The following is a 26,112-nucleotide window of genomic DNA, read 5'->3' as shown; positions in this document are numbered from 1 at the left end:
GCCCGACTGGCCCTACACTTCTGGACATGTCCTCTTCCAAAGCCGCTGGTCCCGGCCCTGGCCGCAGCCGTCAGACGCAGATTTTCGTGGACGGGCTGGGCGGCACGCGCCCGCTGGTGCCGGTGGCGCCCGAACGGTTGCAGGAGGCCGCGCGGCGCAAGCTGGACGGGGCGGCCTTCGCATATCTGGCGGGTGGCGCGGGCGCGGAGCGCACCATGCGGGCCAATCTGGAGGCGTTTTCGGCCGTCAAATTGCTGCCCCGCCGCCTGCGCGGCTCGGCGGCGCGTGACCTGAGTGTGGATCTGTTCGGTCACACGTCCCCCGCCCCCGTGTTGCTGGCCCCGCTGGGGGTGCTGGAACTGGCCCACCCCGAGGCCGACTTGGCGGTGGGCCGCGCGGCTGCCGCCCTGGGCGTGCCGTTCATCTTCTCCTCGCAGGCGTCCGAGCCGATGGAGCGGGTGGCGGCCGCGATGGACGCGGTGCAGGCGGGGGCGCCGCGCTGGTTTCAGCTGTACTGGGGCACCGACGAGCAGGTCACGCGCTCCTTTGTCCGCCGGGCCGAGGCCATCGGCGCTCAGGCCATTGTCCTGACGCTCGACACCACGCTGCTGGGCTGGCGGCCGCGTGATCTGGACCTGGGCCACTTACCCTTTCTGCGTGGGCAGGGACTGGCGCAGTACCTGACGGACGAGCATTTCCGCGCCGGACTTGCGGGTGTGACGTTGCCTGCCGCCTCGCCCAGACCCTCGCCCGCGCTGCTGCGGACGGCCGCCAGTCTGGCCGCGCACGGCCGCAAGTTCGGGCTCTCGCTGCCGCAGATGCGGGCGGCAGCGGCGCACTTCACGGCCAGCTACACCCGCCCCGACTTGCAGTGGGATGACCTCTCGCGCCTGCGCGAGTGGACCAGCCTGCCCATTGTCCTCAAGGGCATCCTGCATCCCGACGACGCCCGGGAGGCGGCGCGACGCGGCATGGACGGTTTGATCGTCAGCAACCATGGGGGCCGCCAGATTGACGGCGAGGTGGGCAGCCTGACCATGCTGCCGCGCGTGGTGGAGGCGGCGGGAGACCTGCCCGTGCTGCTCGACAGCGGCGTGCGGACCGGCGCCGACGTGGCCAAGGCGCTGACGCTGGGGGCGCGGGCGGTGCTGCTGGGCCGCCCCTATGCCTACGGGCTGGCCCTGGCCGCAGAGGCGGGCGTGACAGAGGTGCTGCGTAACATCGTGGCCGAGTTTGACCTGACGCTGGGGCTGCTCGGAGCCCACTCGGCGCGGGACCTGGGGCCGGACCATCTGGCCTGAAGGCCGCAGGTCCACGCCCCAGCAACGGTTCGGCCCCCCGAGCCCCTGCGATTGGCCTCTACCGGCGCTGATCTTTGTCACCGACACGCCACGGCCCATCGGCGGTATTCTGAACGGCGTGAACAAACACAATTCTCTGACACTGATGGCGGCGCTGTTGCTGGGCGGCCTGGGCACGGCCGGCGCACAGACGGTCAATCTGCGTATCCTGGAGACCACCGATCTGCACACCAACGCGCTGGGCTACGACTACTATCAGGACAAGCCCACCGGCGAGTACGGTTTCGAGTACACCGCCACCCTGATCAAGCAGGCCCGCGAGGAAAAGCGCAACACGGTGCTGTACGACAACGGCGACCTGATTCAGGGCACGCCGCTGGGCGACTACGTGGCCAAGGTCAAACCCCTGGAGGCGGGGCAGGTTCACCCGATGCACGCCGCGATGGGGCTGCTGAAGTACGACGCGGCGAACCTGGGTAACCATGAGTTTAACTACGGCCTGCCGTTCATCAATCAGGTTGTGGGGGCCGCGCCCATGCCGGTGGTCAGCGCCAACGTCTATCTGGAAGACGGGGACGGCAATCCCGCCAACGACAAGAACGCCTTCACGCCCTACGTGATCCAGCGCAAGCTGATGTACGACACCTATGGCCGGCCGTACTACATCAACGTGGGCATGATCGGCCTGCTGCCCCCGCAGATCATGCAGTGGGACAAGGCCAATCTGGCAGGCAAGGTCACCACCCGCGACATCGTGGAAACTGCCCGCAAATTCGTGCCCGAGATGAAGGCGCGCGGCGCGGACGTGATCGTGGCGGTGGCCCACAGCGGCATCACTGCCGACTACCAGCCGGGCCAGGAGAACGTGGCCACCGAGCTGACCAAGGTGGACGGCATTGACGTGGTCCTCAGCGGCCACAGCCATCAGGTGTTTCCGGGGCCAATCTACAAGGACATTCCCGGCGCGAACATCGAGAACGGCACCATCAACGGCAAACCTGTGGTCATGGCCGGCTTCTGGGGCAGTGACCTGGGGATCGTGGACCTGACGCTGGAACGCCGCGGCAACAACTGGAACGTTGTGAGCGGCAAGGCCGCCGTGCGGCCCATCTGGGACAAGGCCGCCAAGAAGAATCTGGTCACGCCGGACCCCGCCATCGCGGCGGCGGTCAAGGCCGCCCACGAGGGCACGCTGGCCTACGTGCGCGGCAAGGTGGCTGACCTGGTGACGCCCATCAATTCCTACTGGGCACTGGTGCAGGACGATCCCAGCGTGCAGCTGGTGAGCAACGCCCAGGTCGCCTACGTCAAGGCCGCGCTGGCCGGAACCCCGTACAAGGACCTGCCGGTGCTGAGCGCCGCCGCACCCTTCAAGGCCGGTGGACGCAACGGGGCCAGCTACTACACCGACATTCCCGCCGGAACCCTGGCGATCAAGAACGTGGCGGACCTGTACGTGTACCCCAACACCGTGCAGGCGGTGGAGGTCACGGGGGCGCAGCTTCAGGAATGGCTGGAACGCAGCGCCGGGCAATTCAACCAGATTGACCCCAAGAAGACCGAGCCGCAGCCCCTGGTCAACGATTCCTTCCCCACCTACAACTTCGATGTGATCGACGGCGTGACCTATGAGATCGATGTGTCCCAGCCCAGCCGCTACGACAAGGACGCCAAGCTGGCCAACCCCGACGCCCACCGCATCAAGAACCTGATGTACGCGGGCAAGCCCATCGATCCCAACCAGAAGTTCGTGGTGGCCACCAACAACTACCGCGCCAGCGGTGGCGGCAAGTTCCCCGGTCTGGACGGCAAGAACATCGTGCTGGAATCGCCCGATGAGACCCGTCAGGCGCTGATCGCCTACTTCACCCAGCAGAAGACGATCAATCCCACCGCCGACGGCAACTGGAAGCTGACGCCCATTCCGGGTGCAACGCTGCTGTACGTCAGCAGCCCCAACGCCCAGAAATTCGCCCCGGCCGGCGCGACGTTGCTCAAGACGCGCGATGATGGTTTTGCGGAGTACACGATTAAGTTCTGAGCGGGTAGAACAGGAGAGCCCCTGCCGGAGTGGCGGGGGCTCTTTGTGTTGAAAGCTCTGCGAATCTGTCGTCAGTTCAGGGCTTAGAAATCTTCACTACGGAAATAACTTCCCCGCTGACCGAGGTAACGATTCCGGTGGTCATGTCCTCAATCAGCCAGACAATCTGGTACGTTCCTGGATCCCCGAACGACACGGTCATGTCCTTGGAGGTAGTGACGCCGCTCTCGAACGTCACGGTCTTCTGGATGTTGTCCTGGTACAGGACGGCGGCAACACGGCTGCTGTTGGTCATCCCCGAGATTCTCCAGGTGCCGGTCGTGTAGTTCAGCTCACCTGGGGTGGTGCTGGGGGGGTTGGGGAGCTTGGTAGTGGAAGCGACGTAAGTAGGACGGGAAGCCTGACTAGCCGCACGGTTCACGGTGACTGGGATGCACTGAATGTTTCGGTTGCCCTCGGTGTCCTGAACGGTCACGCGTAGGTCATAGCGCTCATTGGGATTGTTGTTGGGAATGTATGCCGATCCGTCGATGTCGAGGTTGCGGAGCACCACGTCGCCGTTGGTGATGGGCGAGGCATAGCCGTAGTTCAGCATCAGGACATCTACGGGCGAGCGGCCGGCAACAGGCACGCTGGCGTCGCACTGTGTGGTGCCGTTGAGCGTCAGGGGCTGGGTGCCGTCGAACGGTCCCACAATTCGGGCTTCCACGACGCTTACGCCGGTATTGTCACTCACACTGATCAGGACGCCGGAGCTGCTGTCAAGCTGACTAGGCTTCTGAAGATCAGTGATGGCTGGGAAGCGAATGCTGGCGGCTGGGGGCAGCAGGCTGGCGGTGTTGTGGGTAAAGCGGCTGGTAGTTTCCAACGCCCTGGTGATGTTGACGCCCGAAGGGTCAACCTGGACATTGGCCCGGACACGAATCGAGTAAATGTCGGCAGGCAGGGCGGCGATATCAAAACTGGTGTTGCAAGTCAGCGATTCGGCACTGCCGGTGCAGATGGACGGATTGTTGGTACTCAGGGTCTGACTGCGCACGCTGACGCCGCGGTAGTCGAGAACGTCCACCACAATGTTCGAGCCGGTGACGCTGTAATCCGCGCTTCGCTTGGTCAGGGTGATCTGAACCGGCACGGTTGGCGTGGTGATGATTGCGCCGTCACTGGGTGTGGCCACCTTGAGATCTGGGCTGGTCAGGTTCTGAACCCCTCCTTCAAACACGTCACTGTTGCCGATCAAGCCGCTCTTGGCGATGGCAATCACCTGGAGCTTAAGCAATCCGTTCGCAAATCTGGTGGTATCGACGCTGAAGGTTGCACGTGCCTGCGTGGTGACATAGGTGCTGTTGTCGATGACTCCCTTGGCATCAGTGACCTGCAAAATCATGCGGTCGACCTGGCTGCTGGTGTGAAAGTTGCCCGAGACATTGACGCTGATGTTGCCCGAGAATGGAGCGCTCCCGATCACTTCCAATACAGGTTTCGGGGCCTGCTCTACAGGAGCCGCGGTCACCGAATACTGGAAAGTGCGCTTAATTATGCTGGAAGCATTGCCTGCCGCGTCCCAGGCCGTGTACTCGACCTCATACGTGCCCGATTGGGTGGGGGTGTACACGGCGCTGTAGGTGGGGCCATTCTGTCGTCCGAGCGTCGTGAGGGGCTGCCCCTTCACACCTACCTTCGCTTCCACATAGGCGACGCCACTAAGGTTGTCCGAAGCGCTGGCGCTCAAGGTAATCGGTGCGGAGGCGAACTCCTGATTGTCAGTGGGGCTGGTCGGCACCACCGCTGGCCCTGTCATATCCACAGTGAATGAGATCGCCTTGGTGCTGGTGTTGCCCAAGTTGTCTTTGGCTACCGCCATGATCGTATGCTGGCCTTCTCCAACTGGACCGGTGATGTCAATTCCGTTCTCGTTGAACGTCACCGCTCCAGTGAAGCCCGAAGCGTTATCGCTTGCAGATGCGGAGGGTGCTACTTCCTTGTTGCTCAGGCTGCCGTTAAGAGGAGTGTTCCAGGTGATAACTGGTCCCGTCTTGTCGACAAACACGCTGGTTTTGGTGCTCCCAACGGTGCCAAGCGAGTCAGTAAAGCGGACGCCAACATCGTGCAGGCCCTCGTTCAACGTATCGAAGTCGAAGTTGAAAGTCGGTTTGCTTGGAGTTGTGGTGTTGGTGGCACGCGTTTGACCATCGAGTAACAGGTCGGCCTGGACCATGTTGGGTGCAGTGGTTGTGGCTTCGGCTGCGATATCCAAAGGCCCGCGGACGTACAGGCGGTTAGGAGTGAGAAGCAAAGCACCCTTAGGATTGGCGTCGGGCAGCTTAATAGTAGGTTCGGAGGCCAGGGTAATGCTACTAGCGGTCTGTACTTGCACTTTTTCAATCGTAGTCTCAGCATTATTCCCAGCACGATCAGTGGCAATAGCGACGATCTTGTAAGGGGTGCCGTTGGTCTTGCGGGGGTACCAGGTCACGGTGCCGCTGCCGTTGCTTGTGCCAATCAGTTCATGGGTGCCGTCATCGGCGTAGACCTCGATTTTGGCGATGCCCGTGCCGCTGTCCTGCCCAACCACACCAATGGAAATCGGCGTGGTGGTGAACTTCTGACCGGCGGTGGGGCTGGTGATCTGGACGATGGGGGCGGTGCCGTCATAGGTGAAGGTAGAGGTGGCGCTGCCGGTGTTGCCTGCCTTGTCGGTGGCGCGGACGGTCAGGGTATGGACGCCGTCGGTCTTGGGCAGGGTGGAGGTGTCGCCGAAGGCGCCACCATCGACGCTGTAGGTGAGCGCCACGACGTCGTCGGGGGTGGTGTCGGTGGAGGTGGCCTTGACGGCGAGGTCGCTGGCGGTGCCCAGCAGGGCGCCGTTTTGCGGGTTGGTGATGGTCACCGTGGGCGCGCTGTTGTTGACCTGGATCTTGATTTCCTTGTTGTTAATCAGGCCAATGCCGTTGGTGGCCTGGATGGTTAGAGAGTACTCACCGTCATTGAGGGTTCTGGTGTCCAGGGCCAGCGCGTAGCGAACACTTCCATCCGGCTGTTGACTGAGACTGGCAGGGGCATTCAAGCGCGTCCCTCCGTTGAACAGTGCCACCTGACTGATCCCAGTTTCCGGGTCCTTGACGAGCCCATCAATAATGACGCTGCCTCGTGAGTTCCCATTGGTGGGTGCAGGCTGGATGGTGGGCGACGCGGCGAGGAACTCAGGCCCACTTGTGTCGGCAATAGCCAGCTTCATCTCCACAGTGACTGGCGTTCCAGCAATGCTGCGGTTTCCAGCCTTGTCGGTGGCGATGACGGTCAGCTTATAGATGCCGGTGGAGGGAGCCCAGGTCACCGACCCGCCGGCTCCATTAACAGTGCCGATGCTGGTGCTCCCGGCGAAGACTTCCAGACTCGCCACGCCGCTGCCAGCATCGTTTCCGCTGACGTTCACGGTGACAGGATTGCTGGTCAGGGTGCTGCCGCTCGTGGGACTAATGATCTGCGCGGTGGGGGCTGTGGCGTCGCTGGTCACCGTGATGGTACTGGTGGTGGTATTCCCCGCGTCGTCCTTTGCGGTGGCGGTGATGGTATGAGCGCCGTCATTCTTAAATTCGACCGTGGTCCCAGTAATGGCATCGCCGTCAACGGTGTAGGTCACCTTCCCTTCGTTGGTGGTGGCGTTAAGCGTGACCTTACCCCTCGTCACGGCTCCGCTGGCAGGGCTGATCCAGCTGATGATCGGGGCGGTGTTGTCGACAGTAAGGGTAGCGCCCGCTTCACTGCTCAGACCGGCGTTGTCAAAGGCCACCGCGCGTAAGGCATGGGTGCCGTCGCTCAGCCTGGTGGTATCGAGACTGAAGGTGTATTTGCCGCCCACACCCGCTGTTTTCGATTCAATCAGGGTGCCGCCGTCGTACAGGTCCACCTTGGCTACGCCGCTGGCGTCAACCCCAATATCACTGGCCAAGACAACGATGGTGGTGATTGCGCGTTGGGGTCCGGTCGGAATTGGGCTAAAGGAGACGGTGGGGGGCGTGGCGTCATTGCTGGTCAACTGGACCTTAATTTCGCTCACCGTGGTGCTGCTGGTGCGCCCGGTCTTGTCGGTGGCCGTGGCGCGCAGGGTGTAGGTGCCGTTCATGGGAGCCCAAGTCACGTCGCCGCTGGCCGAAGTGATCACGCCCACCTGAACAAAATCTTTCCCGTTGGCCGAGGCCTCCACCAGAATGCGGTCCAGCCCGCTGACGGCGTCGGTCCCGGTCACGCTGATCTTGATGGGATTCTGAGTAAAGCCCTGACCCTGTTGCGGGCTGGTGATCTGCACCGTGGGATTGCTGGCGTCCACCGTGATGACTTTCGCCGGACTGGAGAAGCTGCGGCCACCGTCGGTGACTGTGGCGGTGACGCTCTGCTTGCTGCCATCGGCGCAGTCGTCCCCAAGGGTCCAGATGTTGCCCACGATGGTGCCGCAGGTGGCCGTGTACGCGATCTGGCTGCTCAGGTCCTGCCCGTTGCGCGTGGCGGTGGCGCGAAGCGTGATGGTCCCGCCGCCCTGGACATAGTCACTGGCCGGGCTGAGCCAGGTGAATGTGGGCGCCGTGATGGTGCTGCTGTTTGCGGCGGCGTTGAAGGTCACGGAGATGGTGCGGCTCGTGACGAAGCCCACGCTGTCTTCAGCCTCGACAGTGAAGGCCACGACACCTGCCGTGCGGTCCTTGTTGCCGGACGCTTTGGTCACGTCGACCGTGGTGCTGGTGCCGCTGACCGACTTGAGCAGTGTGCCGCCCTCCAGAATCCGGATGGTCACGGGGCCTGCCGTGTTCTGGGTATCGCCACGGGTGTCCTGGGCGGACACACTGAGCAGGGCTGCGTCGCCGACCGTCAGGGTGGCGGTGCTGACGGCGGCCTGTCCGTTCAGGGTGATGGTGTCCAGGCTGGGCGCCGCAGCGTCGACCAGGAAGGGAGCCTTGATGGTGGTCACGGCGCCAACGTTGTCGGTGGCCTCAACGGTCACCTCGTGCGCTCCGCCGGACAGGTCCGGAAGCTGCACGGTCATGGCTGCCGAGGCTGCGAGCTCGGTCTGGCTTCCGTTGTCGAGGGAATAAACCACTTTCTTGATGCTGCCGCCCATATCCGGGTCCGAGACGCCCACTTCAAGGCGGCCCCGGCTGGGAAGGTAGGTGCTGGAGGTGATGGCCCGGCCACTGGCCTTGATGCTGACGGCGGGGGCGGTATTGCCTGAAGGAGCGGTACCTGGAGTGCTTCCACCACCGCAGGCCACGAGGATTCCGGTCAGAAGCAGTAGTAAGGGGTTGCGGCGGGCGGTGGACATTTAGCGGACCTCTTCGGTGATGGTGGCGACGAACACACGGACCTGTGCCTGGGGAATGTTGACGGTGCGGGTGCCTCCAAGGCTGTCCCGGCCGGTCAGGGTGACGTTCATGCGGACCTCGGCGCAACCACCTGGGCCTGCGGAGACAGCGCTGGAGCCGCCAATACAGCTGTTGGCGGCGGCAATGGCCGCCTGTTCGCTGAGCAGGTACAGATTTGTTCCCGTTTTCTCAAAGGCCACCGGCACCGCTGTCTTTTCAGTAAACGTGCAGTCCGCCGCGCCTGCTGGGCACGCGTACCCTTCCGGAACCTTGAGGTTCACCGAGGTATTGAAAACGCTGGCGGTTCCGGCAAATGGTGCACCGGAGGAATCCGTGTACAGCACTTTTGCGGCCGTAATGGTCAGGCCCAGGCTCGCAGCCTGAACCTGAATTCCCAGGTTGCCCTGCGCGGGCTGATAGGCTTTGATTTCGCTGCCGAGATAAGCGCCGCGTGTGCCGTCCGAATTCTTGGAGTACACATTGACCACGTCGGCGCCGACCTCGGTGCCGGTCAGGGCCGCCGTCATGCCGAAACTCTGGCCGATGCTCACACCGGTTTGACCACATGCTCCGAGAATGAGGGGAGGGATGAGTAGAGCCAGTTTCTTCATGCGGGGTCCTCCGGGACAGGTGGATCTTTCAAGGTGGGGTTGGGGGATGAATTGCCAGCCGTGTCGTTCTGGCCAGCAAATTGAAGTTCCCGTGGATTACATCACCCCATTCATCACCAATTTCTTGCTAAGACAATCCGCCGATAGAGCGTGCCGCCTGTGGTCTGGGGCCATGACCTGCTGGGGCACACCAAAAGGCACCGCACCCCTGGCCTGTTCCAGGCTCGGTGCGGCGGTGCGGGTGGGATCAGCTGGACGTACCGGAGAGCGAAGGGCGACCGCCTGACGCCTGCGCGGGCTGAAATCGTCCTATGCGGGGTCCTCCGGGACGGGTGAATCTTTCAGGTGGGGATTGAGGGTGTAGAAGGCCAGCCGTTTCATGCCGGCAAGGAAATCGACGTTCTCGACGATGACGCCACGCCAATCATCACCACTGTCTTGCAGAACGTTCCCGTCGGCGGAGCGGCTCTCGCTGCGGCCTTCCAGCGGTCTGGGGCCGATCACCACCGGGGCAAAGTTCAGGATGCCGCGCACCCCGGCGGTCACCATGGCCTGCGCGGCGTCCTGTGCCCGTTCGGGCGGCACGGCCAGAAACCCCATGTCCACCTTGTTCTCCCGGACGAAATCTTTAAGTTCTGCGATGTGACGTACGGTCAGGTCCCGGACCCGCCGCCCGACGAGTTCGGGACTCACGTCGAACAGGCCCACGTACTGGAACTGATAGTCGCTGGCCCCTGGATAGTTGGCAATGGCCTGCCCCAGACGCCCCACCCCGACGATCACCACGTTCCAGGTCTGGTTCAGGCCCAGCACGCGCATCAGTTCACGCTTGAGGATCGCCACGGAATAGCCCAGGCCGCGCGTGCCGAAGCGCCCGAAGTAGGCCAGGTCCTTGCGCACCTGAAAGGCGCTGACCCCGGCCCGTTCGGCCAGATCGGTGCTGCTGGTCCGGACGATCTCCCGCGTCTCCAATTCCTCCAGGATGCGCAGGTACGTGACCAGGCGGCTGATGGCGGCGGTGGGGACCTCGGACATCAGCGGACCCGGAAGTGGTCCAGATTGTTGTCGTCCAGCCGCTGCTCGGTGCGGGTCAGGGCGTCACCGGTGTAGGGGCCAACCGCCACCGTGACCTTGCGGCCCTCGGGGGCATTGACGGTGGGCACGTAGCCCAGATCGCGCAACTGATCAACGAGTTTCTGCGCGCTTTCCACACGGTCGAAGGCCCCCACCTGAAGGTAGATAGGCCCGCTGGGCGCGGCTGGTGCGGCGCTCGTGGCCGGGGCTGGTGTGGCCGCTGCGGGGGAAGAAGCGTTGCCACTACCCTCTGTGTTACTGGACCCGCCGGTGGCCGAGGCGCGCGGTGGGTACAGCAGTGCGCCGGGGTAGGCCCGCTGAATGTCAGCCAGGGCCTGCCGGGCGCTGGCCTCATCGGCAAAGGGGCCAACCTGCGCCACCACCTGACTGCCCAGGTCAATCGGATACACCGTATACCCCAGCGTGCTGACCGGGGCGGTGCGGCTCTGGGCGGTGCCCACGCTGCCAAACGTCCCCAGGCTGATGCGGTAGTCGCTGCGCAGCGGCATGCGGCTCTCGCTGGTGGCGACGGCGCCGCCGCTGCGGGGCGTGACCGTGGTGGCGGCAGGCGTTTCAGTGGGGGTGGCCAGCGTCTCGGAAATCTGGGCCTGCGGGGTTTCCTCAGCAGGCGTCTGGGTTGCCGCCGTCGCGGGCGCGGTGGGTTCGGTGTCGGTGCTGGTGGCCGTGTCCGGGGTCGTCTGCGGCGTGGTGGCAGACGTGTCGGTGGGCGCGGCCGGAATGATCGGGGCCTCGGTCACCGTGTCAGGTGACGCGGTGGCCGTGTCGGTGGACCCTGTATCGGTACCGGTGTCGGCGGGCGGCGCAGGGTCTTCCACGGGGGGCGTGATGACGGTGGCCTCGGCAGGTCCGGTGTCCGTCGCCGCGTCGGTCGTCCCAGGCGCGGCCGGAATGGCCGAGGTGGACGGTGCGGTGGTGGTGGCCGTGGTGGTGGTGGCCGTCTTGCGCTGCCCCAGCAGCAGCGCGGCGAATCCGGCCAGCAGCAGCAGGACCAGAACCCCGATCAGAATGTCGGGCCAGCGGCGGGCGGCGGCGGGTTTGCTCATGGGGTTCTCCCGGCCGTGACCGCCGGCCTGCACAGTTCGGAGCAGTGGTCAAGGTGTGGCGTGGTGTTTCTATCCCGTGGTGGGAGACCGTGTTCTGTCGTGTTTGCCCGCATACAACCCCCTTTGAACTCCCTGGTGCCGGTCAGGCGCATGAGACGCCCCGCACCGATGCCAGCGGCTGTTTCTCCGTTGCCGTGCCTCAGCTTACAAAAAATGGATGTGGACAGGGCGTTTTGCCGCCCTGGAACGCGAGTCTGGTCTGGACAGCTCTTCACCACCGCCTGCGGAGACCGGCGGGGCAACAACAGGAAAGTGGCGAGGCGGAAAGGACCGTTTGTCCTTTCTGCCTCGCCGTGGATGGTGCCTGTGTGGTGGGGGCCGCCGTCTACTGCCGGTGCCTTCCTACTTCAGTGCGTCTCTGGCCTTGCTGCTCCCCAGGTCAGCGGCTGTCCGGAGCGAGACGCGGGCCTGGGCGTCCTGGCGCTGTGAGCGCTGGGCCAGCCCCAGCATGTACCACGCGTCGGCGGCCGCAGGGTTCTCGGTGACCAGACCGCGCAGGACGGCCTCGGCCTCCGGGTAGCGGGCGCTGGCCAGCAGGGCAGAGGCCAGATTCAGCCGCGCCGTGGGCGTGGGGTTCAGGCGTACGCTGTCCGCCAGGGCGTTGGCCGCCGCCGGATAGTCTTTCCGGGCGTAGTGGCTCAGGCCCAGCCACAGCGCAGTGTCGGCGTCGGGGCGGCGCCGGTGGCTTTCCTTGAGGGCCACCACCGCGTCCACCAGCCGGCTCTGACGGTACGCGGCAATGCCGCGCACGTACAGCGCCCGCGCCGAGGTGGCCGTGTCCGGCTTGAGCTTCAGGACCAGCGCCGTATCGGCCTCGGCTTCCTGGAAGCGGCCCAGCGTGAGGCGCACGCCGGCCAGCGCGGTGCGGTAGACAGCGCTGTCGGGGGCCAGCCGCACCGCGCTCAGGTAGGCGGTCAGGGCACCGGACCGGTCATCGCGCAAGGCGCGCAACTCGCCCTCGCGTGCGAAGGCCGCCGCGTTGTACTTGTCCGCTTTGGTGGCCGCGCTGGCCGCCAGCAGGGCCGCGCGCGTGTCGCCTCCGGTCAGCAGGAGATCGGCCTTGCGCAGCAGCAGGGCTGAACGCTCGCTGGCCTTCCTGACCCGCCCCACGGCGGCGTCCAGTTCCCGTACGGCGCGGTCGGGCAACCCCTGGGCCACGTAGATGTCGGCCAGCAGCAGGGCGGCGTCCATACGGGTGCCGTCGGCCTGCAACACCGCGTACAGGCCGGGCAGCGCCTCGGCCCCCTGACCCGCCAGGGTCCGCGCCTGGGCCAGTCGGTAGGCCGCGTCCAGATCGCCAGGGGCCAGCGCCGTGATGCTGGTCAGGGTGGCGCTCAGTGCGGCGAAGTCGGCCATGCGGATCTGCTCGGCGGCCAGGGCCTCCAGAATCTGGCGCTGGGTGGCGGCGGGGGCCTTGTCCGCCATCAGCGTGGCGGCCTGTCCGTACAGTTGCAGCGCCCCTGCGTGGTCCCCGGCCCGGCCCGCGATCACACCCAGGTTGTACGGTCCCTCGTAACGGTCCGGCGCCAGCACCATGAACTGTTTCAGCTCGAAGGCTGCATCCTTGTCATTGCCCAGCGCCAGCAGGGCCAGGGCCAGCCCGAAATGGGGTTCGGGGTTGCCGTAGTTCTGCGCCACCAGCGCCTCAAAGCCGCTGCGGGCCTGGGCGTACTGCTTGGCCGTGTAGGCGGCCTGGGCTTTTGACAGGCCCAGCTGCTGGGCGGGGGTCAGGGGCGTGACCGGCATGGCGGGTGTGGCCGAGGCGGGCGTGACCGGCGTGGCAGCGCTCTGGGAGGTGGGGTTCTGGGCGGAGGCGTTCTGGGCCACGGGCAGCGCCGGAAGCCTGGGAACAGCCGACGACGAATTCAACGTATTCTGAATGCCGACGGACGTGACGGTCTCGAGCATGGTCTGGGCCGAACTGGCGCCTGCCAGCCCCAGCAGGCTGGGCAGCAGTCCCGTCAATGCAGCCCGTCTGGAACGACTGGAACGTGTTTTTTGCTTCACCTGGGAGCCTCCTGAGGTCATGAAAACGCCCTCAGCGTAGCACCCGCCTTTTTCCATAACTCTTACGGCAACAGGGGGTGAGGGGGCACCCGGAGGCGGCCCGCCCCGGCCGCGTGACGGACTACAGGGCCGCGCTGAGTCCGCTCACCGCGCCGGGCCGCTTCAGGGCCAGCTGCCCGCAGGCCGCGCCCGCATCCTTGCCGCGCGAACGCCGCACACTGACGTCCACGCCGCGCGCTTCCAGCGTGTCGTAAAACGCCTGGATATCGGCCTCCGAGGTGCTCTGAAAGCCCGAGCCTTCCCAGGGGTTCATGGGAATCAGGTTGACGTGGCTGACCAGTCCGCGCAGCAGGTCAGCCAGCAATTCAGCCTGCCACACGGCGTCATTGACCCCACGCAGCATGGTGTACTCGAAGGTGATGCGCCGCCCGGTCACGCCCTGGTACTCGCGCGCCGCCGCCATGATCTCGCTGATCGAGTTGGCCGCCCCGGTGGGAATGATGCGCTGGCGGGTTTCCTCGTCGGGGGCGTGCAGGCTGATGGCCAGCTTGAGGCCCAGATCATCCTCGGCGGCCAGCCGGGTGATTCCCTTGGCAATGCCCACCGTGGACAGCGTGATGCGGCGTTTGCTCATGCCCAGCGCCTGCGGGTGCAGCAGAATGCGCGCCGCCGCCATGGTGTGGTCGTAGTTCAGCATCGCCTCGCCCATGCCCATGAACACCAGGTTGCGCAGTTCGCGCGGGGCCAGGCCCTCGCCCCCGGCCACCGCCAGCACCTGCCCTACGATCTCGCCGGGCGTCAGGTTGCGCCCGAAGCCCATGGCGCCAGTCGCGCAGAACGAGCACTTGGCCGGGCAGCCCACCATGGTGGACACGCACACCGTCTTGCGGTCCAGGTACGGCATGTACACTGCTTCCATCTGCCGGCCGTCGTGCAGCGTGAACAGATATTTGACGCTGCCGTCCGCGCTGCGGACCGTCTCGATCTCGCGGAAGGGGTTGAGGTGAAACTGCCCGGCAAGTTCGGCGCGAAGTTCGGCAGGCAGATTGGTCATGTTCTCGAAAGCGCCCACCCCCTGCACGTAGACCCATTCCAGCAACTGCGTCCGCCGGAAGCCCTCTAGGGGGTAGGCGTCGGGGTGAAGGTCGAGAAGGAGCTGCATCGGGGTAGTCTAGGGGTTCAGCGTGCTGCGCAACGTGACGCTGGGCTGTTCAGGCTAAGGGCATGGCGGCCCCGCCCACCCAGACCTCGGTGCCCCCATTCCCCTCGGTTCCTCCGGCCACCTCCGCAAATTGCACGCTCAACCGCGCCGGTTGTCCCGGCATTCGCTGGGCGGCCCGCAGCAGGTTGGTGTCGCGTGGCAGGCGGCCCGACGCTCCCAGGACGCCCACCGTGCAGGCCAGCATGTTGCTGCTGGCGGCGTCCTCCAGAAAGCCCCTGAGCGGCCCGAAGGCCCGGAGGCTCAGATCGGCCCGGCCCGCCCCGCCCCTTGAGAACAGAATCAGACCGGTCGTTCCTGTCGCCCGGTTTACGTTTGAAATCGCCTGTGCATCCGGCATGAAGGCGTCCAGCGCCGCCAGATCGGCCACCTCGGCCACCAGGGTGGGCCGGCCCAGACCCGCCACCCAGACCTGCCCGGCACCCAGGCCGATGGGTGAGAGGTCTGCCCTCTGTTCTGCGACGTCCGGCACGCCCTGGCGCAGCAGCCACTCGCCCCCGCACAGCTGGGCCGGCAGGCTCTCGCCGCCCATGTGGACCTCGGCCACGTCCAGCAGGTCGCCTTGCAGGTGCGTGAGGGCCGCCACCGCCGCGCTGTCGGAACTGCCCTTCTCGCGGTCCGGCGTGAAGACCCGTAGCGCCACGCCCGCCCCACTGGCTGCCTGCACGAACACACTCAGGGGGGTGCCGGCTGCCGCCGCCCTGGCTTGCAGATTGCCCTGCGTCTCTGGAAATACGGCGACAGCCTTGCCGCCCGCGCCCCGCTCGGAAAGCACGCGGTAATGCACTGGGACGTTGAGGTGGGTCACGGCCTTATTGTGCCCGCTCTGCTCAGGCACTGACCCACTCGCGCAGCAGGGCTTCCAGGTGCGCGTCGTCCAGATCACCCTGCTCGGCCAGCGCTTTGATGTGATCAGTCACGCGGCGCAGGGCGTCCTCGCCGTAGTGCAGGCCCAGTTCACGGGCCTTGTAGGCAATCGCGTGCTTGCCCGTGACCTTGCTGGCGGCCTGAATGCGGCGGCCCACGCCGAAGGCGCCGGGGGGAATGGCCTCGTAGGCCCCGGGATTCAGGTAGATGGCCTTGAGGTGCATCCCGGCCTTGTGGTTGTAGGCGAATTCGCCGGTCAGGTAGTTGTTCCAGGGAATTGGCAGGCCCACCATGCGGGCGATCATGTTGTCCAGTTCGGGCAGCAGTTCCAGGTTGTACTTATCCACCAGCCCCTGCGGATCGAAGGTGAACATGCGGGCCAGAAAGCCCCCCAACGGCGTGATGCCGTTACGCTCGCCGATGCCCAGAATCGTGGTGTCGATGTGCGTGGCGCCCGCCTCGACGGCCTCGTAGGCGTTGCTCACCGCGCAGCCGGTGTCGTTGTGACCATGAAACTCGATGCCGCACCCCTCGCGGATCACGTTTCGGACCTCGCGCACCAGGGCGTACACCTGCCGGGGCGTCGCCACACCCACCGTGTCGGCCAGCCCGACGCGGTCGACGCCCAGATCAGACACGGCGCGGTACACCGCCATCAGGTCCGTTTCCTCGCTACGGAAGGTGTCCTCGGCGGAGAAGCGCAGTTCCAGCTGCGGGTGGTGGGTCTTGAGCCAGCCGATCACCGTCTGGGCCGACTCGATGATCTGGCCGATGTTCTTGCCGTGGGAGAACTCGCGCAGGAAGCTGGAGGTGCCGAACAGCAGGTCTAGGCCGTCCACCCCGGTGTCCACCGCACGCTGCACGTCTTCCATGTGGCAGCGCACGTGCGTCAGCAATTTGGCGTTCAGGTTCAGCCCGGCCAGCCTGCGGATGTCGCACGCCGTCTGGGCGCTGACCATCGGCGTGGTCAGCTCGATGTACTCGGCCCCGAAGGCATCCAGGGCGCGTGCCACCTCCACCTTGTCATCGCTTTTAAAGTTGCCGCGCGCAAACTGCTCGCCCTCCCGCAGGGTGGAGTCGATGATTGCCCAGGAACGGGCGGGAATGGGCGGGGTGGTGGACTGGGCGGGCTGGGGGATTTGCTGGGTCATGAAGTCCTCTGCCCGCCATTCTGCCTGTCGCCTTATTGAATGTCAAGAAAATTCGTCTATTACTTTTCATATGAAATATCTGGCGCCCTGTGCGCTATGTGTGTCGGCTGGCTGAGGGTCATCAGGCCGAGACATGAAGAGGTGCTCACTACGGGTGGGCGGTCGGCGTTCTTCTGTCCAGCGCACGTCCGTATGCGGAAACCGTTGTTCAGTGCAACAAATGGGGAGAAGCCCCGCTGCAAAGGGCCTCTCCTGCTGCCTGCTGGCCTATGCCGGGTGCAGGCCCGCGAACTCCAGCCCGGTGGTCTCGGCCCAGCCCTGCGCGATGTTCAATGACTGAATGGCGTGGCCCGCCGTGCCCTTGACCAGATTGTCGATAGCGCTCATCAGCACCACGCGCCCGGTGTCCTGGTCCATCTCGAACCCGATGTCGCAGTAGTTGGTGCCGTCCAGCAGCATGGGATCGGGGTAACGGTGAACGCCCCTGGCCACCTTGACGATGCGGATGAACGGCTCTGCGGCGTAGACCTCGCGGTACGCGCTCCAGACGTCGCGGTCACTGTAGCCGTCGGGAATCCAGGCCTGAACGGTGGTCAGGATGCCGCGGACCCTGGGCGTGCTGATGGCGGTCAGGTGCAGCGGAAAGTGGCCTGGCAGTTCCTGCTGCGCCTCGGCGGTGTGGCGGTGGCCCACCGGCTTGTACACCCGCAGGCTGCCCGCCCGCTCCGGGTGGTGCGACGAGTCAGTGGCACTTGCGCCCGCCGCGCTGCTGCCCACCAGTCCAGTGGCAATGATGTCCCTGGGCAGCAGCACCCCCAGCTTCAGGAGGGGGTACAGCGCCAGGATCACGCTGGTGGCAAAGCAGCCCGCGCAGGCGATGCGGGTGGCGCCGACAAGGTCTTCGCGGTGCAGTTCGGGGTTGCCGTAGACCCACTCCGCCAGTTTCTCGGGTGCGGGGTGCGCCTCGCCGTAGACCTTCGCGTACACTTCCGGGTCTTTCAGGCGAAAGTCGGCGGACAGGTCGATCAGGATGCGCCCCTTGCCCTCGAACTCGGCCAGCCGTTTGGCCGCCGAGTTGTGCGGCAGGGCCAGCACGATCACGTCCGCTTCCTCCAACTCGGCCAGCTTGCGGAATTTAAGACTGGTGCGTCCGCGCAGGTTGGGGTGGACCAGGCTGACCGGCGTCCCGGCGCTGCGTTCGCTGGTGACCTGTGTGACGTTCAGGTGCGGATGCCCCAGCGCCAGCCGGAGAAATTCCCCGCCTGCGTACCCGCTTCCGCCCACGATGGCGACGGTCAGCCGTTCTGAATCTGGCCGTTGTTCCGAAAATTGCGCGCTCATACGCGCTCCACTCTGCCCGAAAATGCGGGCGACGGGGCGGGGGTGGCTAGGGGAGACCCGGCGGGACGCGGTTCGCCCGTCACAAAAAAGCCCCGCCGCCTCCACAGCGGAGGGGCGGGGCCGACAGCGGGAGCGCTCAGGCCTTGATGGCCTTGCCCTCGCTGTGACGCTTCTTGTTCCATTCCTCGACGTACACCACCAGCGGCGCCACGATGTAGATGCTGCTGTAGGTGCCGATGAGGATGCCCACCAGAAGCGCCAGGCTGAAGTCGCGCAGCACCGGGCCGCCGAAGATCAGCAGGCTGATCAGGGGCAGCATGGTGCTGACCGAGGTCATGATGGTGCGCGAGAGCGTCTGGTTGATGCTGGTGTTCACGATCTGGCGGAAGCTCTGGCCGCGTATCTCGCGGATGTTCTCGCGGATGCGGTCCGAGACGATGATCGAGTCGTTGAGCGAGTAGCCGATCAGCGTCAGCAGCGCGGCCACGCTGGCGATGCCGAACTCCAGCCCCAGCAGCGAGTACAGGCCCATCACGATGGCCACGTCATGCAGCACGGCCACAATGCTGCCCAGGCCCATGATGAAGTCGAAGCGGAAGCCCACGTACACCAGAATCAGGCCCAGGCCCAGCAGCACCGCGTAGATGGTCTTCTGGGTCAGCTCCTTGCCGACGGCGGGACCGACGGTCTCGGTGGCCTGCACCTCGCCGCCGGGCAGTTTGCTCAGGGCCGCGCCCAGCGTCTGCGCCTCGGCGGAGGTCAGTTCCGGCACCTTGATGCTGTACTGCGCCCCCTGCTGCGCGGGGTTAATGTCACGCTGGATGGCGGCGTTCTGCGCGTTGACCTTCTCCAGGCCTGCGCCGGCCGCCGCCACACGCACCTGCTCGGTGTTGGTGGTGGCATCGGTCCGCAGGGTCAGGGTGGTGCCGGAAGTGAAGTCCACCCCGTAGTTCAGGCCCTTGGTGGCCAGCACGCCGCCGCCGATCACGGCCAGCAGCAGGCTGGCGCTGGTGATGTACGGCGCGGCCTTGATGAAGTCGATGCGGGTGTTCTTGATCCACTGCGGCGCAGTGACATTCGGATGGCGCTGGGCGATCCACTTGATGAACCACTTGGCAAACACGAGATTGGAGAACGTCGCGGCCACCACGCCGATCATCAGGGTGACGGCAAAGCCCTTGACCGGTCCGGTGGAGTAGTTGTACAGCGCGATGGCAGACAGCAGGTGCGAGGCGTTGACGTCCAGAATCGCGGCGGTGGAGTGCTTGTACCCGGCGTCGATGGCATTCTTGATGCCCTTGCCCCGGAACAGCTCCTCCTTGATGCGCTCGAAGGAGATCACGTTGCCGTCCACGGCGGCCCCGATGGTCAGCACCAGACCCGCGATGCCCGGCAGCGTCAGGGTGGCCCCGAAGCCTGCCAGCATCCCCAGAATCAGGATGCTGGAAAACAGCAGACCCAGCGCGCCCACCAGCCCGAACCACAGGCCGTAATACGCGAACAGCATCACGAACACCAGCGCAATGCCCACCACGGCGGCAATCGCGCCGCTGCGAATGGCGTCCGCCCCCAGTGTCGGCCCGATGGCGCGTTCAGCCTCGGTCTTGATCTTGATGGGCAGCGCCCCGGACTTCAGCACCAGCGCAAGCTGATTGGCCTCTTCGGGCGTGAAGGAACCGCTGATCTGGATGTCGCGGAACAGGCGCTGGTTGATGGTCGCCACGCTCTGGATCTGGTCGTCCAGAACCACGGCCATCAGCTTGTTCACGTTCTTGCCGGTGAAGTCGCCAAAGGTCTGTGCGCCCTTGTCGGTGGTCTGAAAATTCACCACCCACTGTCCGGTCTGCGGGTTCGTGCCGGAGGTGGCGTTTTCCACCACTTCCCCGGTGGCCTCCACCGGGCCGAGCTGCGCCAGCGTGTAGCCGCCGGAGCCGGGTTTCTCGGCCCTGAGTGCCGGATCAGGCTGCTCGCCGTTCTTGACGATTCTGAATTCCAGCTTGGCCGTCTGCTGAATGATCTCGCGGGCGCGTTGCTGCACGGCAGGCGTCGCGCCGGGAATCTCCACCACGACGCGCTTGCCGCCGGCCACCGTCACGGTGGGTTCGGCCACGCCCAGGGCGTTGACGCGGTTCTCGATCACGGTTTTGACGCGGTCCAGCTCGTCCTTGGTGGCGGTGCCGGATTCGGGGGCCAACTCGATCCGCAGGCCGCCCTTGAGGTCCAGGCCCAAGGTGATGAACTGGAACTTGTCGTTCCAGATGCTGCCCAGGTTGTTGGGGTGCTCCCAGGGCCGCCAGATGTAGGCCAGGCTGGCAAGCAGGGTGAGCAGCAGCAGCACGCCGGTCCAGGGATTGGACCGGGCAGCGCTGGGGGTGGGCTTGCGCTGGGGGGGCGGCGGACGGCGGTCGTTGCCCCCCTTGTTCTTGTTGCGGTTGTTGCCGTAGGTCACGGTGAAGCTCCTGTCGGGGGGAACGCTGGCCTGCGGCCACATTCCGGCCCTCTCTGTGCAAAAAGACGTGCAGAAGAGAGGAAGAAAAGATTCGGGGCTGGGTGGTGCTTCTGGACGGCTCTTGCCCTAGCCGCCGTCCGTCTGGCGCCGTCCCAGCACATTCAGGTCACTGAGGGGAGCGGGCTGCTGCCAGCTCCAGCGCACGGCCAGACTGCCGGCCGGCTCCCGGATCACCCCGACCGCTTCGGCGGGGGGCGGCGGCGTCAGCACCGTCACGCCCGGTCCCGGCTGCGGCGCGGCGCGGACCTCGGGCAGGGCGGGGGCCACGTTGCTGGCGCTCAGGCGCTGGCCCACCTCCGGCGGACGCACCGGGGTTCCCAGCGCCACCGCCAGCACCGACAGCAGCGTCAGTACACCCGGCCAGGCGCGCAGCCGGGAAAGCCAGGGCCGCGTCAGCCAGGTGGGGGCAGGGGTGGGAGAGGGGTGCAAAGCGCCACAGCATACCAAGCCTGGACTGACGGGGAGACAACCGCCTACACCTTCTGCGCCGTTCTCGCCATTTCTTCGCGGCCTATGGCGAGGTCGGGCGCAGGGCCGGAAGCCGTTTCTGACACGTGAGACGCAAGGAAGCTGGCTCAAGATCGCTGGCACCCGGAACCCCTGGCACAACGGAGCACGCACGGCCTCCATCGCACAATCGACCCGCTAGATCACCGCTGGGACGTATAAGAAAGAGGGCCGCCCCCCTTCAGGAACGGCCCCTTCGTTTAACAATGCTTTGATGGCCCAGGCTTAGGCCTGTTCGACTTCCACCATCTCGCTGGCCTCGATGATGTCGCCGATTTCCGCGCCGTCCCAGTCCAGGTTGATCCCGCACTCGTAGCCGGTCTGCACCTCGCGCACGTCGTCCTTGAGGCGCTTGAGGCCCACCAGCGTGCCCTCGTAGACGGTCTCCTTGCCGCGCGTGACCTTCGCTTTCGCGTTGCGCTTAAGGCTGCCGTCGGTGACGTAGGACCCGGCAATGTTGCCGAAGCGCGGGTGCTTGATCACCATGCGGACCTCGGCGCGGCCCAGGTACTTCTCCTCGAACACGGGCTCGATGTTGCCCTTCATCAGACGGTCGACCTCGTCGATCAGTTCGTAGATGATGCGGAAGGACTTGATGTCCACGCCCTTGTTCTCGGCGATCTTGTTGACGCTGCCGGGGGCCGTGACGCTGAAGCACAGGATGGTGGCCTCGGCGGTGCCGGCCAGCAGCACGTCGCCCTCGGTGGGCGCGCCGATGCCGGCCAGCATCACGTTGATCTTGATGTCCTCGGACTCCTTGCGGGCCAGGATGCCCTGAATGGCCTCCACGCTGCCCTGGGTGTCGGCACGCAGAATCAGGTTGACGGTCCGCACGGTGCTCAGCGGCCCCATCATCTCCTCCAGGGTCAACTTGCGCTGCACCTGGGCGTTCTCGGTGTCGCGGCGGTCGCTTGCGCGGGTGGCAATCAGGTCACGCGCGGCGTGTTCGTTCTTGGCGCTGCTGACCTTCTCGCCGCTGGTGGGCACCTCGCTGAAGCCCAGGATCTGCACCGGGGTGCTGGGGCCGGCCTCCTTGATGCGCCCGCCCGCGCTGTCGGTCATGGCCTTGATCTTGCCGTAGTTCTCGCCCACCACCAGGAAATCGCCCACGTGCAGCGTGCCTTCCTGCACCATCACGGTGGCCAGCACGCCGGACTGCTTGTCCACACGGCCCTCGATCACCACGCCCGCGAACGTGCCCTTGGGGTCGGCGCGCAGGTCCTCAAGTTCGGCGTTCAGGCTGATGTACTCCAGCAGGTCCTCGACGCCCTCGCCGGTCTTGGCGCTGACCGGCACCACGATCAGGTCGCCGCCGTATTCCTCGGGCACGAGGTTGAGCTGTGTGAGGTCAGTCTTGACCTTGTCGGGGTTGGCCTGCGGCAGGTCCATCTTGTTGATGGCGATGATCATCGGCACCTTGGCCGCCTGCGCGTGCGCGATGGCCTCGCGGGTCTGGGGCATCAGCGAGTCGTCGGCAGCGATCACGATGATGGCGATGTCGGCGACGTTGGCCCCGCGTGCGCGGATGGTCGTGAACGCCTCGTGACCGGGCGTGTCAATAAACACGATCCTGCCCTTGGAGGTCTGCGCCTCAAAGGCCCCCACATGCTGCGTGATGCCGCCCGCTTCCTTGGCGGCCACCTTGGTCTTGCGGATGTAGTCCAGCAACGAGGTCTTACCGTGGTCGACGTGGCCCATGATGGTCACGACCGGGGCGCGGTGCGGAATCTCTGCCTTGGACGCGTCGGAAACGACGTCGTCACGGCCCTGGGTGGCCGTGGCGGAGGCCGGGGCTTGGGCCTGGGCGGCGGGTTGTGCGGCAGCGGGCGCAGCGGGCTGAGACGCCTGCGGGGCTGCATCGCCCTTCGCCGTGTCCGGGGCGTCGGCAGGCGCGGCAGCCGGGGCCTGGGTGACCTCGTCTCCGCTGCCTGTTCCTTCCTCGGCCACAATCTGCTTGATCAGTTCTACCGTGTCTTCCTCAATGGTACTGCTGACGCTCTTGTACGAGACGCCCAGACCGTCGAGGATTTCCAGCATCCTGGCGTTTTCCAGATTCAGCTCTTTGGCCAGCGTGTAAATTCGAACTTTAGACATGACTCACCTCCGGTGAGACCCGCGCAGACGGCGCGGAAGATTGCTGTTGTGGTGCTGCGTGTTGCGTTTGAAGTTGCGCTGCGATTTCGGCGGCCTGGGCACGAAAGGCCCGCCGCAGCCGCTTTTCCTGCCAGCATTCGGGCGTGTCGGCGCAGACATACGCGCCCCGTCCTACCCTGTGTCCGGCCCGCAGGTCCCACCTGCCGCCCACCCGCGTGACCCGCAGGAATTCAGCCTGGGGGCGCTTGCGGCGGCAGGCCACGCAGCTGCGCTCGGGCACATGCGCGGGGTGCGGGGTGGGCAGGGCGGCGTGCAAACCTTACTGCTCCCCGATGTCTTCCGGGCTGGCGGTCGCCACCGACTTGCTGTCCTTGAACAGCGCGTCGAAGGCGGACTGCGCGACGTCAGCCTCGCGGCCTTCCTGCTCATCCTGCAGTGCCTGCTGCATGGCGGCGTCGAGGTCGCTGATGGCGGCAGTCTCGCGCAGGTCGATCTTGAAGCCGGTCAGCTTAGCCGCCAGCCGCACGTTCTGCCCGCCCTTGCCGATGGCCAGGGACAGCTGGTCCGGCGTGACCGTGACGGTGGCTTCCTGACGGTCCGGCAGCACCTCGATCAATCCCACCTTGGCTGGGGACAGCGCGTTGCGGATGAAGTCGCGCAGGTTGGCGTCCCACAGGATCACGTCCACGCGCTCGCGGCCCAGCTCGCCGGTCACGGCCTGGATGCGGTTGCCCCGGTGGCCGATGCACGCGCCGATGGGATCCACGTTGGAGTTGTGGCTAAAGACCGCCACCTTGCTGCGCTGGCCAGCCTCGCGCGAGATCGCCTTGATCTCCACGATGCCGTTGGCGACTTCGGGGATCTCCTGGCGCAGCAGGTAGTCCAGCAGTCGCTCGTCGGCGCGGCTCGCCAGAATCGTCGGCCCCTTGGGGGTCTTGCGGACCTCCTTGAGGTAGATCTTGACGCGGTTGCCGGGGGTCAGCTTCTCGCCGGGAATCTGCTCGCGGGGGGGCAAAATCGCCTCGCCCGCGCCCAGCTCCACGAACCAGTTGCCCTTGTTGTCGCTGCGGACCACCTGCGCGGTCAGCACCTGGCCCTCGCGGTCCTTGTACTCGTTGAAGACCACGTTGCGCTCGGTCTCGCGCATCTTCTGGGTCAGGGTCTGCTTGGCGGCCTGCAGGGCAATGCGGGAGAACTTCTCGCGGTCCACCGGGAACTCCATCTCCATGCCCAGTTCCACGCCGGGGTCCAGCTCCAGCGCGTCGGCCAGCGAGATCTGCAGGTGCTCGTCCTCGATCACTTCCACGACCTCGCGCACCACCAGCACTTCCAGCTCGCCGCTGACCGGGTCCAGGTGGACCTCGATGCGCTTGTCCGGCTCCACGTTGCGTGTGTAGGCCTGCGCCAGCGACTCCTCGAAGGCCTGGATCAGCGCCAGTTCGTTGATGTTGCGGGCCTGCGCCACTTCACGCAGCGCGTCGGCAAAATTGAATTCGGGTTGGGTCATCTCACTCTTCCTTTGTTGTTGTGGAGGCGGCCGGGCCTCAGCGGTGGCGGTCCGGGAACTCGGCCAGGTTGGCGGTGAAGGTGCCGGCGCGCAGCGTCACGTCGTCGCCGTCCACGTCGAAGGTCACGTTCTCGCCGTCCACAGCCCTGATCGGCGCGGTGAACGCCTGACCGTCGCCGCGCACCCGCGCCTTGAGGCCCACCATGCGCTCGAAGTGCCGGGCGCGCAGCAGCGGGCGCTTGGCCCCCGGCGACTCGAATTCCAGGCGGTACTCGCCTGCAATCGGGTCGACCCGGTCGAACTCGGCCTCGGCAGCGCGGCTGGCCCCGGTCAGGTCTGCCATGGTGACGGGCTGTTCGTCCAGGCGGTCGATCCGCACCAGCACGATGGGCTCGCCGCCGGCATTCTGAAGCTGAACTTCCAGCACCTCGAAGCCCAGCGGCTGAACCCCTTGCTGCGCGATGGCCTGCAGCCGGGCGATCTGACTGTCCGGCTTAACCGCTGAATTGTTGGCCGTCTGGCCGTCTGAGTTGTCGGTTGCGTTGTTATTCATATTGTCGGGGCCTCCCGTGCGGGCTGCCCACCTGACCACCCCCTCCACGAAAAGAGGTGGGCTGTCCTGCACCCACCCCCCAGTTCGAGGAATTTCAAGGCCCAGTATAGCCGATGGGCCGATTTGGGCGGCGAGAGGCGTCACAAAGTCGTGGTGGAGGGCGGGTTTCCCGTGTCTGTGGCGTGGTCCCGCTACTTCTGGGCGTCGATCACGATGACCCCGTCTTGCAACTTTGCCAGTTCGGCCACCGGCTCGCCGCCGCGCACCCGCATGTTGCTCAGGCTGCTGCCCTCGGGGGCGCGGGCCACGGCGTCGCCGATGCGGATCTGGGGGCTGGCGATGGGCCGCGCCCACACGATGGCGTCGCTGTAGCCGCCCTGCCCGGCGTGGGCGAGGCCGCGCAGCGCCCCGATCACGATCACGTCGCCGCCCGCAATCACCTCGGCGCTGGGGTTCACGTCGCCCAGCACAATCACGCTGCCCCGGTACTCGTTGCGCGAGCCGGCACGGATGGTATGCGGCACGATCACCGTGCGGGCGCTGTCGATCGGGTGGGCCTCGGGCGCGGCCTGGGCAGGGGAGGCCACCGTGACGCGCGGCGCCCGGATGCGGCCCGGCTGGCCCCCCGCCTCGCGGATCAGGTGCAGCGCCCGCTCCAGCGCGCCCATGTCGGCGTCGCCGCTGACCTCGATGGTCACGCTGCTGCCCGACAGGTTGGGCATAACCAGTCCCCGCGACACACTTTCGGCAGTGTCGCCCGGTTCCAACAGCAGATTCAGACCGCCCAGCGTGCCCCGTAACTTCATGACCCTCAATCTAGCGTCCAAGCTGGCGTCACGGCCGCCGCAG

General features: G+C 65.8%; 18 protein-coding genes. 2 read left to right on the top strand and 16 right to left on the bottom strand.

Features of this window, described 5'->3' with window-relative positions:
* Positions 1-26: 26 nt before the first annotated feature.
* Both IEY31_RS08955 and cpdB read left to right on the top strand, forming a co-directional pair.
* The gene (locus IEY31_RS08955) at positions 27-1,301 is read left to right on the top strand and encodes an alpha-hydroxy-acid oxidizing protein (RefSeq protein ID WP_188971069.1); all 1,275 of its coding nucleotides are present in this window, start codon (positions 27-29) and stop codon (positions 1,299-1,301) included.
* Positions 1,302-1,446: 145 nt separating this feature from the next.
* Positions 1,447-3,342, top strand: a complete 1,896-nt coding sequence (gene cpdB, locus IEY31_RS08950; protein ID WP_188971343.1) for a 2',3'-cyclic-nucleotide 2'-phosphodiesterase — start codon at positions 1,447-1,449, stop codon at positions 3,340-3,342.
* A gap of 76 nt (positions 3,343-3,418) precedes the next feature.
* Here the strand turns inward: cpdB and IEY31_RS18925 are convergent, their stop codons facing one another.
* The 16 genes from IEY31_RS18925 to IEY31_RS08870 form a co-directional block, all read right to left on the bottom strand.
* Positions 3,419-8,659: a beta strand repeat-containing protein gene (locus IEY31_RS18925; RefSeq protein WP_268238937.1), complete on the bottom strand. Its 5,241-nt coding sequence runs from the start codon at positions 8,657-8,659 to the stop codon at positions 3,419-3,421.
* Positions 8,660-9,310, bottom strand: coding sequence for a hypothetical protein (locus IEY31_RS08940; RefSeq protein ID WP_188971065.1), 651 nt, complete (start codon positions 9,308-9,310; stop codon positions 8,660-8,662).
* A 309-nt stretch (positions 9,311-9,619) separates the two neighbouring features.
* Positions 9,620-10,345, bottom strand: a complete 726-nt coding sequence (locus IEY31_RS08935) for a redox-sensing transcriptional repressor Rex (RefSeq protein WP_188971063.1) — start codon at positions 10,343-10,345, stop codon at positions 9,620-9,622.
* Complete coding sequence (locus tag IEY31_RS08930) at positions 10,345-11,448, bottom strand: SPOR domain-containing protein (protein ID WP_188971061.1); 1,104 nt, start codon at positions 11,446-11,448, stop codon at positions 10,345-10,347. The genes IEY31_RS08935 and IEY31_RS08930 overlap by 1 nt, the downstream gene beginning before the upstream one ends.
* Before the next feature lie 402 nt (positions 11,449-11,850).
* The gene (locus IEY31_RS08925; RefSeq protein WP_229723443.1) at positions 11,851-13,473 is read right to left on the bottom strand and encodes a tetratricopeptide repeat protein; all 1,623 of its coding nucleotides are present in this window, start codon (positions 13,471-13,473) and stop codon (positions 11,851-11,853) included.
* Between the two features lie 163 nt (positions 13,474-13,636).
* Positions 13,637-14,677 (bottom strand): 23S rRNA (adenine(2503)-C(2))-methyltransferase RlmN, encoded by a 1,041-nt coding sequence (rlmN, locus tag IEY31_RS08920; RefSeq protein WP_188971057.1) that lies wholly within the window; start codon positions 14,675-14,677, stop codon positions 13,637-13,639.
* Positions 14,678-14,726: 49 nt separating this feature from the next.
* A complete protein-coding gene (locus tag IEY31_RS08915) occupies positions 14,727-15,542 on the bottom strand; it encodes a PhzF family phenazine biosynthesis protein (RefSeq protein WP_229723442.1) in 816 nt (271 codons plus the stop codon).
* Between the two features lie 22 nt (positions 15,543-15,564).
* A complete protein-coding gene (lysS, locus tag IEY31_RS08910; RefSeq protein ID WP_188971055.1) occupies positions 15,565-16,752 on the bottom strand; it encodes a homocitrate synthase in 1,188 nt (395 codons plus the stop codon).
* Positions 16,753-17,019: 267 nt separating this feature from the next.
* Positions 17,020-18,093 (bottom strand): N-acetyl-gamma-glutamyl-phosphate reductase, encoded by a 1,074-nt coding sequence (gene argC, locus IEY31_RS08905; RefSeq protein WP_188971053.1) that lies wholly within the window; start codon positions 18,091-18,093, stop codon positions 17,020-17,022.
* A 136-nt stretch (positions 18,094-18,229) separates the two neighbouring features.
* A complete protein-coding gene (secD, locus tag IEY31_RS08900) occupies positions 18,230-20,542 on the bottom strand; it encodes a protein translocase subunit SecD (RefSeq protein ID WP_188971339.1) in 2,313 nt (770 codons plus the stop codon).
* 126 nt (positions 20,543-20,668) lie between these two features.
* On the bottom strand, positions 20,669-21,031 hold the full coding sequence (locus IEY31_RS08895) for a hypothetical protein (protein ID WP_229723441.1): 363 nt from the start codon (positions 21,029-21,031) through the stop codon (positions 20,669-20,671).
* Between the two features lie 303 nt (positions 21,032-21,334).
* Entirely contained in the window at positions 21,335-23,203 is a 1,869-nt protein-coding gene (gene infB / locus IEY31_RS08890; protein WP_188971051.1) for a translation initiation factor IF-2, read from the bottom strand.
* Entirely contained in the window at positions 23,196-23,519 is a 324-nt protein-coding gene (locus IEY31_RS08885; RefSeq protein ID WP_188971049.1) for a YlxR family protein, read from the bottom strand. The genes infB and IEY31_RS08885 overlap by 8 nt, the downstream gene beginning before the upstream one ends.
* A 3-nt stretch (positions 23,520-23,522) precedes the next feature.
* Entirely contained in the window at positions 23,523-24,710 is a 1,188-nt protein-coding gene (gene nusA, locus IEY31_RS08880; protein ID WP_039684483.1) for a transcription termination factor NusA, read from the bottom strand.
* Between the two features lie 37 nt (positions 24,711-24,747).
* A complete protein-coding gene (gene rimP, locus IEY31_RS08875; RefSeq protein WP_188971047.1) occupies positions 24,748-25,263 on the bottom strand; it encodes a ribosome maturation factor RimP in 516 nt (171 codons plus the stop codon).
* A 191-nt stretch (positions 25,264-25,454) separates the two neighbouring features.
* Positions 25,455-26,069 carry a septum site-determining protein MinC gene (locus IEY31_RS08870; protein ID WP_188971046.1) on the bottom strand — a complete coding sequence of 205 codons (615 nt, stop codon included), beginning with the start codon at positions 26,067-26,069 and terminating at the stop codon, positions 25,455-25,457.
* Positions 26,070-26,112 lie beyond the last annotated feature (43 nt).

The organism is Deinococcus aerolatus, from assembly GCF_014647055.1.
Classification (GTDB): Bacteria; Deinococcota; Deinococci; order Deinococcales; family Deinococcaceae; genus Deinococcus; species Deinococcus aerolatus.
Note: the sequence above shows the minus strand (reverse complement) of the source record. Positions and strands in the feature narration are given on the sequence as shown.

Bases quoted from the DNA above. Each gene is read 5' to 3' on its own strand.
- IEY31_RS08955 (WP_188971069.1), top strand. From the start codon at position 27: ATGTCCTCTTCCAAAGCCGCTGGTCCCGGCCCTGGCCGCAGCCGTCAG.
- IEY31_RS08935 (WP_188971063.1), bottom strand. From the start codon at position 10,345: ATGTCCGAGGTCCCCACCGCCGCCATCAGCCGCCTGGTCACGTACCTG.
- IEY31_RS18925 (WP_268238937.1), bottom strand. From the start codon at position 8,659: ATGTCCACCGCCCGCCGCAACCCCTTACTACTGCTTCTGACCGGAATC.
- IEY31_RS08870 (WP_188971046.1), bottom strand. From the start codon at position 26,069: ATGAAGTTACGGGGCACGCTGGGCGGTCTGAATCTGCTGTTGGAACCG.
- IEY31_RS08930 (WP_188971061.1), bottom strand. From the start codon at position 11,448: ATGAGCAAACCCGCCGCCGCCCGCCGCTGGCCCGACATTCTGATCGGG.
- argC (WP_188971053.1), bottom strand. From the start codon at position 18,093: ATGAGCGCGCAATTTTCGGAACAACGGCCAGATTCAGAACGGCTGACC.
- rimP (WP_188971047.1), bottom strand. From the start codon at position 25,263: ATGAATAACAACGCAACCGACAACTCAGACGGCCAGACGGCCAACAAT.
- IEY31_RS08940 (WP_188971065.1), bottom strand. From the start codon at position 9,310: ATGAAGAAACTGGCTCTACTCATCCCTCCCCTCATTCTCGGAGCATGT.
- lysS (WP_188971055.1), bottom strand. From the start codon at position 16,752: ATGACCCAGCAAATCCCCCAGCCCGCCCAGTCCACCACCCCGCCCATT.
- cpdB (WP_188971343.1), top strand. From the start codon at position 1,447: ATGGCGGCGCTGTTGCTGGGCGGCCTGGGCACGGCCGGCGCACAGACG.
- nusA (WP_039684483.1), bottom strand. From the start codon at position 24,710: ATGACCCAACCCGAATTCAATTTTGCCGACGCGCTGCGTGAAGTGGCG.
- rlmN (WP_188971057.1), bottom strand. From the start codon at position 14,677: ATGCAGCTCCTTCTCGACCTTCACCCCGACGCCTACCCCCTAGAGGGC.
- infB (WP_188971051.1), bottom strand. From the start codon at position 23,203: ATGTCTAAAGTTCGAATTTACACGCTGGCCAAAGAGCTGAATCTGGAA.